We start from the raw sequence: 18,315 nt of genomic DNA on the forward strand, positions 1-18,315 counted from the left end.
TTATTGATTAAAATATCAATGTGACCGAATAATTCCATTGCCTTAGCAACAACTTCGTCAGCGATACCTGGCTTAGTCAAATCAACGTCCATAAATTCAACTTTACGATCGCGTTTTTCGATTAATGCACGGGTGTCATCCCAACCTTACTTACCAAATGTTGGAATGAAAACATCAGCACCAGCTTCAGCCATCGCAACTGCGTAGCCTTGGCCTAAGCCTGTGTTACCACCAGTGATGATGGCAACTTTACCATCAAGGCTGTACCAATCCATCTTGAATTGGTCCAACTCTCCTGTGATTTGTTCAATTTCTTCTTTAGATTGTGCCATATATTTTATTTTCTCCTATTTTTACTGGATATTAACGTAATTCGTGCATGTCAACGGCATCCATGTCATCATAGGTTTGGTTTTCACCACACATTGCCCAGATGAATGAGTAGTTAGTTGTTCCGACACCACAGTGTACGGAGAAACTTGGGTTAACAACAGCTTGGTCTGGTTCGAGCCAGATATGCTTTGTGTTGTCTGGAGTACCCATAAAGTGAGAAACACGTGTATCCTCTGAACCAAATTCAGTGTAAAGGTATGTTTCCATCCGGCGAGCATGTGTATGAGCTGGCATTGTGTTCCATGAGTTACCTGGTTCCAATACTGTGTAGCCCATTTGTAATTGACATGTGTCCATGATTGAAGCATCGATGTACTTGTGAATTGTCCGCTTGTTCATGTGTGCTTGGTCGCCCATTGGCATTGCAATTGCATCTTTGTATGACAACTTTTTGCTTGGATATGCTTTGTGAGCTGGTGTTGAAACTACATAGAACTTAGCTGGGTTCTTAGCATCGTCTGATTCAAACACAACGTGCTTTGTTCCCATGCTGATGTAGTAACCATCGTGAGGTTCGATTGATTGTTTGTCGCCATCGATTGTAACTGTTCCTTTACCACCAATGTTGATAAATCCTAATTCACGACGTTGTAGGAAGAATTCAACCCCTAATTCTTTACCAAGTTCAATTTCAAGTGACTTAGTAACTGGTGTAACTCCACCAAAGATCATGCGATCATTGTATGTGTAAGTTAAGAGAATATCATCAGAACTGAAAATCTTTTCCATCAAGAACTCTTCGCGCATTTGATCCGTGCTGTAATGCTCAATATCCTTAGGGCTATGAGCATACTTTGTTACCATTTTGAATGACATTACAAAAGCCTCCATATTTCTTATTAGGAAATTTGTATTTCCTGTTTACAGCAAAATAATATAGCTTACTGCCAAAAAATGCAAGTGTATTCTTGCACTTACTTTCAACTAATTTTATAAAGCGCTTTCGTAAACCGCTGTCATGTGCGGGTTGATAAGGTTATTACTCATTTTAAAACTAGTTAATTATTTTTTGTCTTTTAAAAGATTTGGCAAATTTATCCCTATGACTTGTGAACGAACCAGCAAAATTGATCATTTGCAAATTAGTTGTAGCATTAGGTTAAGCACCAAATAATTGGAGGTAACTACTATGAGTTCAAAAACTATTCGGATTGATCCCGAAAAATTTGCATATCACTTTATGGATTCAGTTGCTAAACCCGAAGTTGCTAAAGCAGACATGCAGTCCGCATCCAAAGACCAGCTATTTGCATATTTGTCAGCGTATGTCTTGATTGAGCAATTCAACCAGTCTGAAGCAAGTAACTTTTTAAATGATTCGGACAAAGACATTAGTGAATTATCGATGGGTAAATTCTTAGAATTAATCTCACAAAAAAATACATTCGGACCGAGTGCAAAATAAATTTTTTATACTTTAATTTTTAACTTGGTGAAATACGATTGTGCCTTAGGCACGCTCGTGTTTTTTTGATCCGGACACCTTTTGTTACTAACTTTTATTGTTTAATTACGCGACAAAAGACAGACTATTGCGCGTATCCCAATAAAATCAATGTTTCTAGCACCTGGGGACATTGATTTTACTACATTAATGTTCAGCATCTAACCGTCTTTCTCCGTTACTTTAATTCTTGACTTCCCCTATGTAAACTATTACTCTTTATGTGTTTTTACTAACAAACTTTTGGAGGGCTCATTATGGACATCAGTAAAATTGTTTTGAACACGTTAGTATTTGATAATGAACACAATGCAGGGTTGTCACAACCTGACATGTTACAAAAAGTGGCCGATTTTGACATTAAGACAGTGGAAGTACGCCGCGAATATTTTAAAGATATCGCTGCCGAAACCAACGAAATTAAACAAATCAACCAAAAATTAGGGCTAAAAGTATTTTACAGTGTCCCTGAAAAAATCTTCACGGATGATGGCTCCCTTAACCCAGAATTATCAGCCTATTTTGACGAAGCTAAGACGATGGGTGTCAGCGAATTGAAAATGAATATCGGTAACTTCACCGGCTTCACTGCCGACATCAAAGCTGGCCTAGCTAAAGTGTTGAGCACAGGCATTCAATTCAACGTTGAAAATGATCAAACTAGCCAAAACGGTGCTAGCAAAAATATCCTCAACTTCTTAAACGCGGCTAAGGAAAACAATCTAGATATCCAATTTGTGTTTGACTTAGGCAACTGGCGTTTTGTTGCTGAAGACGAACAAAGCGTTGCTACCAGCATCAATCAATTTGTCCGTTACATCCACGTTAAAAACGTCACCCAAGACAACGGTAAAACTGGTGTTGTTGCGTTAGACCAGGGTGTCATTGACTGGCAAAGTACCCTTAAGCACTTACCAACCAATGTCCCAGTTGCTTTGGAATATCCAGCTACTAGTGCTGAAATTCAACATGGCATTGATTTGTTAGTTAAATACTAACCATAATCAATAAAAATAGTGCCCAGAAATTAATCTAACAGATTATTTTCCAGGGCACTATTTTTTTGCACATTACTCATCAAAATGGGTAGACCAATTTATAATTTACGTTAAATTAGTTAAGCTCTACCTCAATTTTTTGCTTCACCGCCAATAATTCTTTAATAATTTTATCGCGATAAGCCGGTGTCATTCTAAATTTAGGTAAGCTGACGCTTAGTGCACCAACTGTGATGGACGCTTGTTTCAGGTACGTGGCAACACAATACATATCTTTTTCTTGTTCTTCATCATCAATTGCGAAGCCTTGTTTACGAATCTTTTTGATTTCAGCCATTAACTGCTGTGGCTCAGTAATCGTATGCTCTGTAAAAGGTGTCATCTTCGCGGTTGCCAAATAGCGTGCCACCCGGTCATCATCGTACGTACTCAAAACGGCCTTACCAATTCCTGAGCTATAAAATGGCCGGGTTAAACCAATTTTGGAAGTCATGTAAATATTTTGATTTTTAGGCTCAATTTTATTGACATAGACCACTTCATTTTCACGGGGCACCGCAAAATGGACGGTTTCATCGATTTTGCTTTGCAACAATTCCAAAAATGGCTGCGTAATTTCAATTAACGAAGTGATATCCGTCTTTACGTTACTAAATTGGATGAATTTAGTGCCCAGAAAATACTCTTTACTCTCGCTTGCCTTGGATGCGTAACCAATATAAACGAGGGTCGTCAGTATTTTTGAAACAGTGGGCGGATTGATCCCCGTAGCAGCCGAAACTTCATGAATCGTTTTACTCTTGCCGTCCCCCAGGACGTCAAGAATTTGCGCAGCTTTAACTAAGACACTGCCATATAGTTTACCTTCCACGATTGTCCTCCTACGAACACGAATTAATAATCTATTCTACCACAGTTAACATTTAGACCAATTTAATGTTGTTCGTGGGTCGCTGGATTTTGATCTGCACTGCGACCATCAATTTGAGATAATGAACTAATTTTAGCCATCTGTTGTTGATTCAGTTTAAAATCAAAAATAGCTCGATTCTCAAGTTGGTGGTGAGCGCTATGAGAGCGTGGAATCGGGATAACTCCTTGTTGCAATTCCCATCGTAAAACAACTTGTGCTACCGACTTATTTTCATCGGCGGCAATTTGGAGTAAAGCAGGGTCCTTGTAAATGTTGCCACTACGGCCTAATGGACTCCAACCGATCGTTTGAATCGCATGTTGTTGATCAAATTCAATTCCTGCTTGATTATTAAAGTACGGATAAACTTGAATTTCATTAACAGCTGGTATCACATCAGTTTCTTTGATTAATCTCATAGTATGCTCTGGCAAAAAGTTAGACACACCAATTGACTTAATATCGCCCCGTTTTTGTGCTTCAATTAACGCCTGCCACGCCGATACATATTGGTCCTGTTGTGGGTTAGGCCAATGAATTAAATATAAATCAAAATAGTCGAGCTGCATGCGAAACAACGATTCTTCAATTGCATTTAGTGCATCTTGATATGCATGATAGCGCCCCGGCAACTTAGACATCACTGTAATTTGTTCTCGTGGCACGGATGATTGCCTGACAGCTGCTCCCACGGCACCTTCGTTGTCATAATTAAAAGCTGAATCCAAAAAATGATACCCATTATTAATGGCGGCAGTAATTGCCTGCTGCCCACCATTACCACGAAGTTGAGCGGTACCAAATCCAATTGCCGGGATCTGATTACCATCATTTAATTTTATTTGTTGATCCATGTGTTCTCATTCCTTTACGTTAAAGTAAACTGCTCAAACCATTGCTATTATAAACCATAACGCAAATAAAGCGGTCTTTGTCACCACAACAGAGACCACTTTATTCATAGTTCAGCCTGAATTAAAGTAAATTCAATTATTCAAATAGTTCGTCCGGCGTAGCATCCTTAAAGAAGCCGAAAAAATTATAAGCATTATTGTACGAAATATCTTCAACAATTTGGCCCAAATAATCTTCATCATCTGGAACACGACCAGCTTCAGCTAACTCACCATAGAAATTGCATAACACACGCCGGAAATACTCGTGACGCGGATATGATAGAAAACTGCGTGAATCAGTTAGCATCCCGACAAAGTTTGGTAATAGACTCTCCTGGGCGAAGATCCGCAATTGTTCATGCATCCCTTCAGCAGTGTCATTAAACCACCAACCAGCACCGAGTTGCATCCGTTGAACGCCGCCTTCCTGGAAGGCTCCCATCATCGTTGCTAGTTCCATCCAATCATTTGGATTCAATGAATAAAAGATCGATTTTGGTACATCGTTAGTGTCACGCATTTTGGTATATAGTTTTTGCAAGTGTAACGCAATGTCTGGTTGTGTACCAACCGCATCATAACCAGTATCTACGCCTAGTTGCTGATACATTGGCCGGTTGAGATCCCGCACTGAATTAACGTGAAACTGCATTGTCCAGTCAAGTTCCTTGTTAAATTTCATCAAATTTTCCAGCAGACCAGTCAAATATTTGTCAATTTCAACCGCTGTTAGCTCGTCATCACGAATCGCCTTTTGCATGATCGCATTTAGTTCATCCTCAGACGCTTCAGCAAAATGATAGGTTAATAATGAATGGTCTGATAATCGACCGCCCATTTCATTAAAGTATTCAAATCGCTGGTGCACAGCCTTTAACATGCTAGCAAAGTCGGTCACATTAACGCCGGAAACTTCACTCAGTGTTTGTAGATATTCACCATAACCTGGCTTATCTAACTGAATCAGTTTATCCGGACGCATTGCGGGCAAAGTACGGAAACCACTTTCCTTTTCTTCGGCCTTCAACAACTTGTGATACTTCAAATCAGAGGCTGGATCGTCCGTGGTGCAGACCGCCTTAACATTTGAATTTTTAATCAAATTACGGGGCTTAAATGCATCTGTTTGGAGCAATTTATTAGCCTTTTCCCAGATGGCAGGTGCCGTTTGTCGTGTAAAGGTATCGTTAATACCAAAGAAACGGCGTAATTCCAAGTGCGTCCATTCGTATAATGGGTTGCCAGCAGATTTTTCAATCGTGCCCGCCCAGGCTAGAAACTTCTGGTATTCATCGCCATCCCCGGTGATTAATTCTTCTGGCACGCCGTTAGCCCGCATCAAACGCCACTTGTAGTGGTCACCATAATGGTCTTCGTTAATCCAAATACGGGTGATATTAGGATAGTTTTTGTTTTCATAAATTTCTTCTGGACTTAAATGACAGTGAAAATCAATGATCGGCATTTTTTTGGCGTGATCATTAAATAATTTCTTTGCCATTTCGTTTCGTAGTAAAAAGTTATCATCAAGTAATGCCATGAATTGCACGCTCCTTAGCAAGATTGTTATTTCAATTAGTCGATTAAGCGAAACTAACTTTACCCCGACCGCTTTCTTGGCGATCAAAGTAAAGTTAGTCGTACGCTAAGATATGGTGACGTTAACATATGTCAAAATTAAGCTGACTTATCTTTTTCACCACAGCCTAGTTTTTACGTTCATATTTGGCCTTAACTTCTTCTTTAGTAGCAGCCTTGCCCTGTAACAAATCAATATGTTCTGCAATGTGACGATTCAAGAAGTCATCATATTCATCTTGATACTTCTTTAGGAGGTTAAAGAAGCGGTCCCGATAAACATACTTAAAGCTTTCTTGATAGTTCAACACATTGCCATACATCGTATGCAGAATCTGACGGGGGTTATCATCTGTCAACAATGACATAACATTGCTATCATTGATTGTTTCAGGTTTTGGTGAGTTACTTTGGTCTGCATGGAAGACGTAGAATGGTTTAACATCAGCCAAGTTATCAAATGAGTATTTGTAAATTTCCTGCATCAATTTTGGATCTTCCTTAGCAATAACTCGCAATGCTTCTAGCCAGTTAGTACCAGCTGTCTTAACATGCCAGCCGTTTTTCTTTGAAAGACGACCAATGATTGGGTAAACAGAAAGTTTATCTGAACCAGAGTGAATACTTAAACGATAGCCAAAGTTTTCAGCGATTGCTTCATGAACCACGTATTCTTTCTCGAAACGACCTAGATCACCAATGTAGTCAATGGCCTTCTGAAATTCACCATAGAACTTAGGAGCTAAAGTTTCTGGTGTAATGCCATTGTTCTTCAACTCATTAGCGAAGAAGTAGTGGTTACCAGGAGTGGTTGGTACGATGGTTTCATCCATTGAAATTTCAAAGTCCAAGTTAAATGGTTTGATGAAACGATGGTAAATATAAGTAGCATATTCAACGGCATCAAAGAAAATCAAAACTGATTGTTCAACATCTTTTTTACTAAAGTGAACTTCAGCATTCTCGCCAAGTTTGAATGTCTTATCCAGATAAGCACTGTTGAAGCGGTTAACATACTCGTCGTCTAACGCGTTGAATTTAGCATCCAACTCTTCATCAGATAAGTCCGCAATCTCATTATGAATCTTCTTGGTAGCATCCAAAGTAATCATGGTGCAGCCACTTTCAACAGCATATTCAACTTCATAAGGTTCCTTAACGTGGTCGCCATCAGCGCCCCAACCATCTGTGTACCCTTCTTCAAAGACAGCCCATGATGCTGATTGAACAACATCTAATTCAGTCCGGTCAGTCAAAAGTAATTCACGAATTGATTGTTGTGCCAAGATAGGGAAAATGCCGCGGCCTTTGAATAGGCGCAAATGAGCATTGGAAGCTGAGCCTAACCGATCTCCAAGGCCAAATGTGTACTTGTAACCATGACGAGAAATGGGTTTAACCCATGGAAAACGACGACTAATTGCATCGTTGTTAACTTTCGTCAATTCTGTCACAACTAGTGTTTTACCATTTTCAGCATCTAAGCTATCGATCGGATCAAAATCGCCAATTGTATTCGTGTCTTCGTATGCCACTAAACACTTTTTACCATCTTCATGTAAGATAAAGTACACATTAGTTCGATCAACTTGAATCGATGGTGCGTAGATTCCCTGATCGTCACCCGCGAAATTACTTGGGTTTGCAATAATGTTTTGTGCTGCTTCTATCAATTCTTCTAACTTCAAAATATAACACCTCTTAATTTTTTTGTGGAACTTGGAAAAGCTTAAAAAATAAATCGGTCACTTCTTTCTCATGGCCATTTCTGCACTAAGCAACAAGAATGGACCCACGCCTTTATGGTCGTTAACAACGATTGGTTCACTAATATAATAAGCAAAGCTACCATCACGATGGCTATCGCCACCAAGACCACCAACATGCGCAATTTTGTTAACGTTAACATAACCTGCGTTAGTGACCGAGATGAACTGTTCAATAGCGTTCTTATAGCCTTTGTTCAAAATTGGTGTCCACTTATCTTTGTTAACGTAACCCATCCTAATCGCCTTTGCGATTGCAGTCAAGATCATTAAGCTACCTGAAGACTCTAAATAGTTCATCGGACGGTCGCCCTCATCGGGGATCTGGTACCATAAATTAGTTGCTGGATCGGCTACTTTTTGAACTGCGTCTAATAATGAATTTAAATTCTTATTAATCTGCTGTTTACCGTCAATTGAGTCTGGTAAATATTCTTGCACATCCACCATCGACATGATAAACCAACCCAGTGAACGCAACCAGAAATGACGTGAATGCCCCGTTTCTTGATCGGCCCAGTACATTTCACGACTTTCATCATAGGCGTGATAACATAAGCCAGTCTTCTCATCCACGGTGACATCATAGGCACCCAAAAACTGATGGACAGCATCTTCTAGGTGATCGATAATGCCAAACGTATGCTGATAACGAGCATAGAAAACTGAACCCATGTACAACCCATCTAACCAAACTTGATTAGGATAGATGTTTTTATGCCAAAAGACACCATCCTTAGTTTTTGGTTGGTTTAACAATTGGTCGTACAGTTTATCTGCCGCGATCTTATAACGTTGATCCTTTGTTTCTTCATATAGGTCCAACAATGACTTTCCATTATTAACATGGTCTAAGTTGAATTCATCATAATTATAGTTAGCGATGTTCCCTTGCCCATCAACAAATAGATCAATATTGTGTTTAATGTAGTGCAGATATTCTCGTTTTTTGGTTACTTGGTAAATCGAGTACATCCCGTTAAGCATCAAGCCATCTTCGTATTCCCACTTGTGCTTAGGATTCATATCCGGTTCACGTTTCACCATTGTTTGGGCGCCCAAATCGGCCCAATCAGTATTAACATCTCCATATTTCGTATACATATTTATTAACACTCCAATTCAAAGACAAAACGATTATTTACCCTGATAGCCCACGTTATTGTGACCGAAGCAATTTTCATACTTAAAGCCAGTTAATTGTTCAAGGGTTTTCTTAGTTTCGGGAGTAACATCATCCATGCTACCGCCACCATGAATTCGGTCCAATTCATCCAAAACAATTTTATGTGTTTTGTGATCCAACTTCATCATGAATGCTGATAACATACCTAAGATAGCCAAGCCACAGACACCAAATACCAAGACACCAACGATCGCATCAACGGCAGGTGCTGATTGAACTGTAGCGCCTTCCTTGAAACCGAGCCATGTCAAAACAATTCCTAAGATAAAGACGATTGTGGCACGGATTAGTTTACCGGCCATAGTCATCGCACCGGAGTAAATACCTTCACGACGACGGTTGGTAATAACTTCATCAATGTCAGCCATAAATGTATAAGTAGTCCAAGGGATGTAGTAAACACCACCGGTACTAAGACCAAAGACGACGGTGATAGCAACGATTAACATTGTTTGGTCTGGAGCATGAAGGACATAAACCAAACCATAAGCAATCACTGACATGATAACGACACCTAATGCACCAGCAAATGGTTTTGAGAATCCTTTTTTAGCACAGATAATCATGAATACGGCAGTTGAAACAAGTTGCAAAATACTGCTTAAACTGTTTAATTCAGAAACGAAGGTTGCGGGACGTTGTAGTGCAAAGACGATAAAGTACGTAAACGTAGCGGTCATCAACCATTCAGCACCGAACCCGAATAGATACATTCCTAAATGCCATCTGAAAGTTCTGTTACGTAATGTTGAGAAAATATCAACAAACAATTTTTTAATGTTCTGCCATAAACCAGCAACGTGTTCACTCTTAACTTCAGAAACTGGTTTTTCCCACGAGTTAAAGTAAAGTAATGTTAGTGCCAACATCATAACGACCATGTAAGTAACACCGGTTGCTAAGAATGAATATGGTGAATTCTTGCCAAGTAATGTAAAGAAAACACCTGGTAATGCAGCAGCAATAAAGTTGGCCACCTTACCAAACATCGCTTTGTAACCTGTAATATATGTTCGTTCGTTGAAGTCATCCGTCATTTCAACGGCCAATGTTTCATAAGGAATCATAACCAAAGTATATGTGATTTCGAATGCTTCATAAGTAAATAGATAGTAGAAGAAATTAATTCCTGTGATCCACATTGCTGGATATAGGAGCATCAAAGGAATACCAATCATAATGAAGAAACGACGACCAAATTTCCGACCTAAACGATTATTGTTAAAGTTATCAGTCACAAATCCCATAATTGGATTGATAATAACGTCTAAGTACGTAGCAATTGAGAAAATCAATGAAGCTTGAAAAACTGGCAATCCACAAAAAGTTGTGAAGAAGAATAATAGCCATGATCCGGAAATAGCAAGCGCACCAGATCCTAATAGATTACCACTACCATAAGCAATTCGTGTCAACAGCGTAATTTTACGTGGTTTCGCGTCCAAAAAAATCATCTCCTAATTTATAGCTACTCAATTACAAGTAGTTTGAAAAGTTTAAATGTTAGCGCTAACATCATCAATAAGTACACACTATCATAAAATGTTAGCGTTTTCAATATTTTTTAGAACTTTTTTCACAATTTTACTATTTTTAAATTAGGTCTTTGTCTCGATGCTAGCCTGTTTTGTATGATTTTTGTAGCCGATTTCACAATTTTCATTTTTTTAATAATGTTAATGTAAACATAAAAAAACGCACAACATTTTGTTGCACGCTTGTCGATTGGTCAATTAATGGATTTGATAGTTACTGCCATCATCAATTTGATTAATAAAGTTAAGTGATTGTTCCAACCGATCTTCCTTCAGTCCCTCCAAAATACAATCACTATACGGTTTCAGTTTACTAATAAACTTAATATATCGCTCAGCATCGAGCACGCCTTCGCCGAATGGCACTGTCTTTTTTTCACCATGGTCAAACACAAAATCCTTAATATGAAACTCAAAGATATCGTCTTTAAATAATTTCTCAGCCTCAGCTAAAATAGCACCTTGATCATTTAAATTCTCCGGCGTCAGAATATTAGTTAAATCATAAATAATTTTAACATTGGGACTGTCCACTTCATCCAGCAATCGTTTTTGAATTTGATTATTATAGATCGGATGATTAATACCAGCCTCAATTGCCATGATGGCCCCATATTTTTCAGCGTAGTACGCCATTTGTTTGACCGAAGCCAGGACCCGTTGATAGGCCGTTTCGGTAAAATTAGCTTCGGTGTACCCGTTGTCACTGAGGCTGCCCGTTTCAGTGGCCACTATTGGACCGCCAACGTAGCGTGCTAATGCCAAACTATCCTTAAAACTATTCACATTGCGCTGCCGTTGTTCAACATCATTATCGACAATATTGACGTAACAGCCTAACACAGAAATATGGGCATTGGCAGCCACAAATTTATCTTGGATTGCGGTCATCAAGCCCGGCGTCAACATGTTAGTTTGATTAACAAAATCACCCGGTAAAAACTTAAACGGCGCAAATTGGACATTAGTCAGTCCATATTGTTTTAGTACTGCTAACAAATGAGTCAAACTGTGTTCACTAACGTCATGTGATCTCAATCCTAGTCTTAGGTTCATCAATATTATCTCCAGTCTGTCTATAATTTGGCAACCGATTCTCGTACAACCAATTGTGGTTGAATTTTAACCCGGTTGGCAATATCAACTTTTTCACCGTTGATGATCGCAATTAAATCTTTAATTCCCAATCCAGCCATTTGGCCAATTGGTTTTCTAATCGTGGTCAGGGATGGAATGCTAACACTTGAATAAAAAATGTCATCAAATCCAATTAATGAAATGTCATCGGGTACTTTCACCCCATTTAAATAGCAGGCCCGCAACGCCCCAATCGCTGTATCATCATTACCACAAACAACGCATGTTGGTTGTTGTTCTTTAGGTAAAGCAAGAATTTCAGCCATCTTTTCTTGACCAGTTTTGGAACTATAATCACCAATCTTGATCGCCGCTTCAACCGGGGTTAGATTATTAGAAATCACACTCTGATCAAATCCTTGGCGGCGTTGCACTGAAGAAGTGAAGCCTGCGATCCCTTCGATCATACCAATACGTTTATGTCCCCTGCTAGCAATGTAGTCCACACCGTCTTTGAGCCCAGCAAAATCATCGCTAGCAATGTTGCAGATTTCGCGGTCACTGATGTATCGATTAATCACCACGAGTGGAATGCCACTAGACTTCACCTGATAAATAAACTCGTCATCATCATCAGATTGACTGACCACTAGCACGCCATCAACTCGATTCTGCACCAGCTGTTCAAAACTATTAACTCGCTTGATATCATTAATCGATAGCAAATAATTATCGGGCAATGCATCATATAAACTGCCAATTGCCGCAGAAAAAAAACTGGTTGATGTTCCGTCATGTAAACTCGAAAAAAAGACCCCAATAATAAACTTCTTTTTCGTTACCAAACCACGCGCATTAAAATTAGGCACATAACCAATTTTATCCGCAATTGCTAGAATATTTTTTCTGGTTTCAGCTTTAATAATCGCCTTTTCATTAAATGCTCGTGAAACGGTTGTCATGGATACTCCGGCAAGTCTTGCTACGTCCTTGATCGTAACCAATTTGATGTCCTCCGCATTCTGTTTATTTTTATAATTCCTATCATACATTCACTACACCATTTTTGCTAACTTATTTTAAAATATCATTGACTTTTAATCTAAAGTTAGTTAATTTAAAGGTAATGTTAACGTTTTCATAGGAGGAAAGCAAATGAATAATCATATTTTTTTAGCAACCAACTACCAAGTGATTGGCGACGGAAAAACAGATAACTCTAAATCTTTAAATAAAGTTATCGCTAACATTGATCAGTTGGGTGGCGGTACCTTAATTTTATCTCCCGGCGAATATTTAACCGGCTCGCTGAAGCTATGCAGCAATTTAACTTTACAAATCGACGCTGGCGCGACATTATCATTTATTAATGATGTTGCTGCTTACCCCGTGGTTAACTCACGGTGGGAAGGCGCCAAACGTGATGTCTATCGTGCCTGTTTGTATGGTAATGATATCCAAAACGTCACTCTCACAGGTAAAGGTATGGTAGAAGGAAACGGTGCCTTTTGGTGGAAATTATTCAAAAGCGAAAAAATTGAATATCCCCGTCCATATTTGGTTTCGATTGAACACAGCAGCAATATTACCATTAAAAATTTAACTTTCCATAACTCTCCTAGCTGGACCTTGCATCCAATGGAAAGTGATAATATTCTCATTGATGGTGTTTCAGTTTATAACCCCGCTGATTCACCTAATACAGATGGGCTTGACCCCGAATCATGTTCTGATATCAGAATTGTTAACTCATTATTTGATGTTGGTGATGATTGTATCGCCATTAAAGCCGGTACGGAAGCAACGGCAAAAAAGAGTCCATGCAAAAACATCATCATCTCCAATTGCAATATGAAGCACGGACATGGTGGTGTGGTGATTGGCAGTGAAATGAGTGGCGACGTTGAAAATGTTGTCATCAATAACTGTGTTTTCTTCCAGACTGACCGTGGCATTCGCTTGAAAACGCGTCGTGGCCGTGGCGGTACCGTCTCTGATATTGCTGTTTCCAACATTGTCATGACCGACACCCTCTGCCCGATTGTCATCAATTCATATTACTTCTGTGGCCCTTCTGGCAAAGAAAAATATGTTTGGGACAAGGATAAGTATCCAGTTGATGCACGGACGCCAATTTATAAACGCTTTACGTTCAGTAATATTATTGCCAAAAACGTGAAGTCCGCCGCAATGTTTGTGTACGGCTTGCCTGAAATGCCAGTTGAAGATCTATCAATTAACTCCTTGCAAGTTTATATGGATCCAGACGCCAGCCCAATCGAACCTGCCATGATTGCAGATGCACCTAAATTGAGTCAATCCGGTATTTTTATTGAAAATACTGCCAATGTTTCCATTTCTAATACAACTGTCACTGGCGCCAACACAGAATTATTTGAACATAATCTCGCCAATGATAATTTGCAGGTCAAATAAATTTAGATAACATTAAATCTCCGCTCACTTAGTCAATGCTATAATATTGACTGATTAAGTAAGGGAGATTTTTTGATGGAACCATATTTTAATAAAATGACGCAGACCGGTTATCAAGAAATCGAAGCTGAAATTGAGCAACTCAAACTAAGTCGGCCGGCAAAAATAAAAGCATTGCAAGCTGCTCGGGCACTGGGTGATTTATCTGAAAATGCTGAATACAGCTCTGCCAAACGTGATCTACGTCATGTGGAAAGTCGCTTGCGTTTTTTGAATAAACAACTGCAATACGCCGAAGTGGTGGCGCCAAGCAATAATCAACTAGTGGAAATTGGCAAGACGGTAACGATTGAGTTTATGGATGACCACACTCAAACAACCTACCAAATGGTGGGTAAACAGGAAGCCGACTTGGCCAAACAAAAATTAGCATTTGATTCCCCACTGGGACAAGCATTAGCAGGTCACAAAGCCGGTACAGTTGCCACAGTTTTGGCGCCGACTGGAGAGTATCAGGTTAAAATAATCGCGATTGAAATGTAAAAATTGATATCTTCAGATAAACAATTTGACACACCGGATTATAGAGCATAACATTTCATCAATTTATTAAAAAATACTTCATTACAAGGAGCTTCCATTTGAATTCACCACGTCCCAATTTACCTAACCTAAATAAATTATTGGAAAATTTTCCTAGTATTTCTGGCCAGCAGGATGTTAACGATCTGAAAGAATTTGCCGATTATTATCATCTCTGCTATGAAGGCTCAAACGAAATTAGCACTAAGCTGGATAATCTTGATAGTGAATTCCAGTTCAAGTACTCCCACAATCCGATCCATCACATGGAAAGCCGGATGAAAGACGTTTCAAGTTTGAGGCGGAAGGTAGAAAATAAGGGGCTGCCAGTAAATATCACTAATATCAAGCAAAATATTTTTGATATTGCGGGAATTCGAGTTGTGACTAACTATCTGAATGATGTCTATTACATTGAAAAAACATTAACCCAACAAAGCGACGTCACTTTACTCAGGCGCAAAGACTACATCAAAAATCCCAAAGAAAGTGGTTATCGGAGTCTTCATCTGGTTGTTTCGGTACCGGTATTTCAATCTGATGGTGTCCAAAACACTCCGGTTGAAGTACAAATTAGAACTGAGGGCATGGATATGTGGGCTAGTTTGGAACACAAACTACGCTACAAAACGAAGACGGATCCTCAGTTAGTCGCAAAATACAGCCCAGATTTAAAATCATACGCAGACGAATTGGCCACCATTGAAGAACACATGCAAGAAGTTCACCAGGCGTTGTCATAACTGATCTCCACCCTTAAAAAACACTGGATTCTATAAGATTAATCTCTGGAATCCAGTGCTTTTTAGTATATAATTTAAATCATCTAAATCGTTACATCAATGCAAAGGAGATCGCATAATTTGGATTCGAACGTACAACCAACTTGGAAGAAGAGTGTGGGATATTTTTTAGCCGCTCAAAATTTCTTTTTATTTGGCTCTTCATCAGTCTATTTTGCAATTTTATGGTACATTGCCCTCCAAACTTCATCAGGAACCTGGATCATGTTGGCCACCATGGCCACCACACTACCACAAATCTTGATTTCATTATGGGCCGGAATTTGGGCCGACCAATATAGTCGAAAACGACTCATCATTTTATCAAGTGCCTTTGTCACTGCCTTTACCTTTGGCACCGCGCTACTTTACTTTTTTGAAGTCCGCAGTCTATGGCTGTTACTTCTGATTGCCGCCATTCGTTCACTCGGCTCTGGCGTGCAAACGCCTGCCGGAAACGCCCTATTGCCAGAAATCACTCCCAAAATCGAATTATCGCGAATTAATGGCTTAAACCAGTTTATTAGTTCTGCGTTGTTATTAATTTCGCCAATCTTGAGCGGTCTCATTTTGGGCAAACTAGGGATTATTTTCATTTTTGTGGTCGACCTCTTTACCGCCACCACTGGGATTGTGTTAATGGTGCTAGTACACGTCCAATCTACCCAGCAGCAAACAATCAAAAGTAGCGCAGTACTACCCGGCATTTGGCACGGTATTAAATATACCTTTTCGCATCAGTATCTTCGTAACTTCATGCTGTTTACGATGGGCGCATTTATTTTAGTTGCCCCATCTTCGCAACTATCGACTTTATTTGTCAAACGGACATTTGGTTCAGGTGTGTGGCGGTTAACGCTAAATGAGCTTCTCTGGACAATGGGTGCATTACTTGGCAGCTTATATATTACAACACACAAAAAGCTCCCTAACAAAATCCACCTAATTACTATCGGCTTCATCGGTTCGGGAATCAGTTTTGCTGTGATGGGCATCCCAGAACCGTTCTGGGTCTACCTCTTATTTATGTTCTTCTCTGGTATTTGCATGCCAATTATTCAGGCTTCATCGAATATCTTAATTCAAGAAAACGTCCCTGCTGACCGAATGGGACGCGTCTTTTCAATTCTACAAATTTTATCAACCGGCATTTATCCCATTGCAATGCTATTTTACGGCCCATTATCGGATCAAATTACCATCAAGTATATCTTGATTGTAACGGGAATTCTACTAATCATATTAGATTTAATCTTCAATCGGCGTTTATTAACCTTAACTGATAAGTTACACGAATTACATTAATTATGAGTTCAAATAACGAAATACCTGTTGTCCCGCCTGACGGCCAAAAATAACCGTCTCCGCAATTGAATTGCCACCAATCCGATTATTCCCATGTAATCCGCCAGCTACTTCTCCGGCCGCAAAGAGCCCCTTAATCACCTGATTTTGCTCGTTGAGCACCTGTGTCTGCGAATTAATTTTTAAGCCGCCCATCGTGTAGTGCACCGCTGGCGAAATATGAATCGCGTAATATGGTCCATTAGTCAGTGCACGTTCCATCCCCGTTGTCCGGCCAAATTGTGAATCTAACTGCTCGCTCACAGCCCCGTTCCAGTCGGCAACTGTCTGCTTCAAAGCAGCTTGGTCGATCTTAATTTTAGTAGCTAACTGGTCAATTTCATCCCCGGTTTCTACCAAACCAATGCTGGCATAAAACTCTATTGCCTTCGCACGATCACGAATAGCTTGATTAAATAGTAGGTAAGCTCCACCTTCATGCAATTTCTCAATGGCGGCGGTCACGTTTTTGCGGGTATCGAGCTCATTGACAAATCGCCGGCCAGCTTGATTTATTAAAATGGCCCCTTCACCACGAACAGCCTCACCAATCAAATATGCGTGGTCGTTAACTTGTGCAACTGTCGGGTGAACTTGAATTTGATCCATCGAAACAGTTTGTGCCCCAATGGCAGTTCCTAACTGAATTCCATCCCCAGTCGCTCCAGCCTGATTGGTGGTGGGATATTTTTTTAGATCAGGTTGATACTGTGCGATCAACTGTGCATTAGCACCAAAACCGCCAGTTGCCAATATAACGGCCTTTGCATTAATTGTGAGCCGTTTATTTTCGATCTGCGCCTGAACCCCCATAATTTGAGCGGGTTCTTTTTTGATTAGTTCAGTGACTTGAACACCAGTAAATAGTGGGATTTTACGTTGTGCCACCTGTTTTAATAGTTGTGTCACTAAGAAGCCACCAATTGGCTGCATTGAACTCGGCCGGTGGGTTCGTTTAATCTGCATTCCACCGGTAATAGTAACATCGTCCAGCTTAATGTCATGATGGGCTAGCCATTCAATCGCCAGCGCACTGTGATCGGTAAAATAGCGCAATAATTGTGGATCATTTTGCCGACCACCGCCAACAAAAGTGTCAGCATAAAACTCGTCCATACTATCGACAATATGGTGCTGCAACTGAGGCAATGTTTCTGCAGCGTTCATTCCAGAAGAAGCTCGCGTACTATTCCCACCTATTTTAGGCATTTTTTCTAAGATAACTGGTTTTAATCCTAACTCAGCTGCCTGCACGGCGCTGGTTAGACCAGCTGCACCTGAACCGATGATAATTACATCGTAGTTATCACCTAGTTCTGAAATTTTATTTGCTTGAAATTGAAAGGTCTCTGCCATCATTAATCTCCTCGCTTATTCGTATTAGA

The 18,315-nt window shown here is 39.8% G+C and carries 16 protein-coding genes and 1 pseudogene; 6 read left to right on the plus strand and 11 right to left on the minus strand.

Annotation, left to right across the window (positions count from 1 at the left end):
• Window positions 1-341 (minus strand): annotated as a pseudogene (locus WDC_RS02365) (SDR family NAD(P)-dependent oxidoreductase); the annotation flags it as partial.
• Window positions 342-363: 22 nt separating this feature from the next.
• Complete coding sequence (kduI, locus tag WDC_RS02370) at window positions 364-1,209, minus strand: 5-dehydro-4-deoxy-D-glucuronate isomerase (RefSeq protein ID WP_044010217.1); 846 nt, start codon at window positions 1,207-1,209, stop codon at window positions 364-366.
• Between the two features lie 313 nt (window positions 1,210-1,522).
• Here kduI and WDC_RS02375 point away from each other — a divergent pair, with 313 nt between their 5' ends.
• Entirely contained in the window at window positions 1,523-1,798 is a 276-nt protein-coding gene (locus WDC_RS02375) for a hypothetical protein (protein ID WP_044010218.1), read from the plus strand.
• A 296-nt stretch (window positions 1,799-2,094) separates the two neighbouring features.
• Window positions 2,095-2,835, plus strand: coding sequence for a sugar phosphate isomerase/epimerase family protein (locus WDC_RS02380; RefSeq protein WP_044010219.1), 741 nt, complete (start codon window positions 2,095-2,097; stop codon window positions 2,833-2,835).
• A gap of 115 nt (window positions 2,836-2,950) precedes the next feature.
• On the opposite strand, the gene WDC_RS02385 is transcribed toward WDC_RS02380, so the two are convergent.
• The 8 genes from WDC_RS02385 to WDC_RS02420 all read right to left on the minus strand — a co-directional run bounded on the left by WDC_RS02385 (window position 2,951) and on the right by WDC_RS02420 (window position 12,790).
• On the minus strand, window positions 2,951-3,706 hold the full coding sequence (locus tag WDC_RS02385) for an IclR family transcriptional regulator (protein ID WP_052497766.1): 756 nt from the start codon (window positions 3,704-3,706) through the stop codon (window positions 2,951-2,953).
• Window positions 3,707-3,768: 62 nt separating this feature from the next.
• Window positions 3,769-4,602 carry an aldo/keto reductase gene (locus WDC_RS02390; RefSeq protein WP_044010221.1) on the minus strand — a complete coding sequence of 278 codons (834 nt, stop codon included), beginning with the start codon at window positions 4,600-4,602 and terminating at the stop codon, window positions 3,769-3,771.
• Between the two features lie 136 nt (window positions 4,603-4,738).
• Window positions 4,739-6,184, minus strand: coding sequence for a glucuronate isomerase (uxaC, locus tag WDC_RS02395; protein WP_044010222.1), 1,446 nt, complete (start codon window positions 6,182-6,184; stop codon window positions 4,739-4,741).
• Between the two features lie 166 nt (window positions 6,185-6,350).
• Window positions 6,351-7,910, minus strand: a complete 1,560-nt coding sequence (locus WDC_RS02400) for a tagaturonate epimerase family protein (protein ID WP_044010223.1) — start codon at window positions 7,908-7,910, stop codon at window positions 6,351-6,353.
• A gap of 57 nt (window positions 7,911-7,967) precedes the next feature.
• Window positions 7,968-9,092, minus strand: coding sequence for a glycoside hydrolase family 88/105 protein (locus WDC_RS02405; protein ID WP_044010224.1), 1,125 nt, complete (start codon window positions 9,090-9,092; stop codon window positions 7,968-7,970).
• A gap of 33 nt (window positions 9,093-9,125) precedes the next feature.
• Window positions 9,126-10,619 (minus strand): MFS transporter, encoded by a 1,494-nt coding sequence (locus tag WDC_RS02410; RefSeq protein WP_225349609.1) that lies wholly within the window; start codon window positions 10,617-10,619, stop codon window positions 9,126-9,128.
• Window positions 10,620-10,907: 288 nt separating this feature from the next.
• Window positions 10,908-11,765 carry a sugar phosphate isomerase/epimerase family protein gene (locus WDC_RS02415; RefSeq protein WP_044010226.1) on the minus strand — a complete coding sequence of 286 codons (858 nt, stop codon included), beginning with the start codon at window positions 11,763-11,765 and terminating at the stop codon, window positions 10,908-10,910.
• A 20-nt stretch (window positions 11,766-11,785) separates the two neighbouring features.
• The gene (locus tag WDC_RS02420) at window positions 11,786-12,790 is read right to left on the minus strand and encodes a LacI family DNA-binding transcriptional regulator (protein WP_044010227.1); all 1,005 of its coding nucleotides are present in this window, start codon (window positions 12,788-12,790) and stop codon (window positions 11,786-11,788) included.
• 151 nt (window positions 12,791-12,941) lie between these two features.
• Between WDC_RS02420 and WDC_RS02425 the strand changes: the two genes are divergently transcribed.
• From WDC_RS02425 to WDC_RS02440, 4 genes are all read left to right on the plus strand, one after another.
• A complete protein-coding gene (locus tag WDC_RS02425; protein WP_044010228.1) occupies window positions 12,942-14,222 on the plus strand; it encodes a glycoside hydrolase family 28 protein in 1,281 nt (426 codons plus the stop codon).
• Between the two features lie 75 nt (window positions 14,223-14,297).
• Entirely contained in the window at window positions 14,298-14,765 is a 468-nt protein-coding gene (gene greA, locus WDC_RS02430) for a transcription elongation factor GreA (protein WP_044010229.1), read from the plus strand.
• Between the two features lie 98 nt (window positions 14,766-14,863).
• Entirely contained in the window at window positions 14,864-15,547 is a 684-nt protein-coding gene (locus WDC_RS02435) for a GTP pyrophosphokinase (RefSeq protein ID WP_052497767.1), read from the plus strand.
• A 120-nt stretch (window positions 15,548-15,667) separates the two neighbouring features.
• Window positions 15,668-16,891 carry an MFS transporter gene (locus tag WDC_RS02440; RefSeq protein WP_044010230.1) on the plus strand — a complete coding sequence of 408 codons (1,224 nt, stop codon included), beginning with the start codon at window positions 15,668-15,670 and terminating at the stop codon, window positions 16,889-16,891.
• Here WDC_RS02440 and WDC_RS02445 read toward each other — a convergent pair whose 3' ends face one another.
• Window positions 16,892-18,286: a flavocytochrome c gene (locus WDC_RS02445; protein WP_044010231.1), complete on the minus strand. Its 1,395-nt coding sequence runs from the start codon at window positions 18,284-18,286 to the stop codon at window positions 16,892-16,894.
• Window positions 18,287-18,315: the final 29 nt, after the last annotated feature.

The organism is Paucilactobacillus wasatchensis, assembly GCF_000876205.1.
Classification (GTDB): domain Bacteria; phylum Bacillota; class Bacilli; order Lactobacillales; family Lactobacillaceae; genus Paucilactobacillus; species Paucilactobacillus wasatchensis.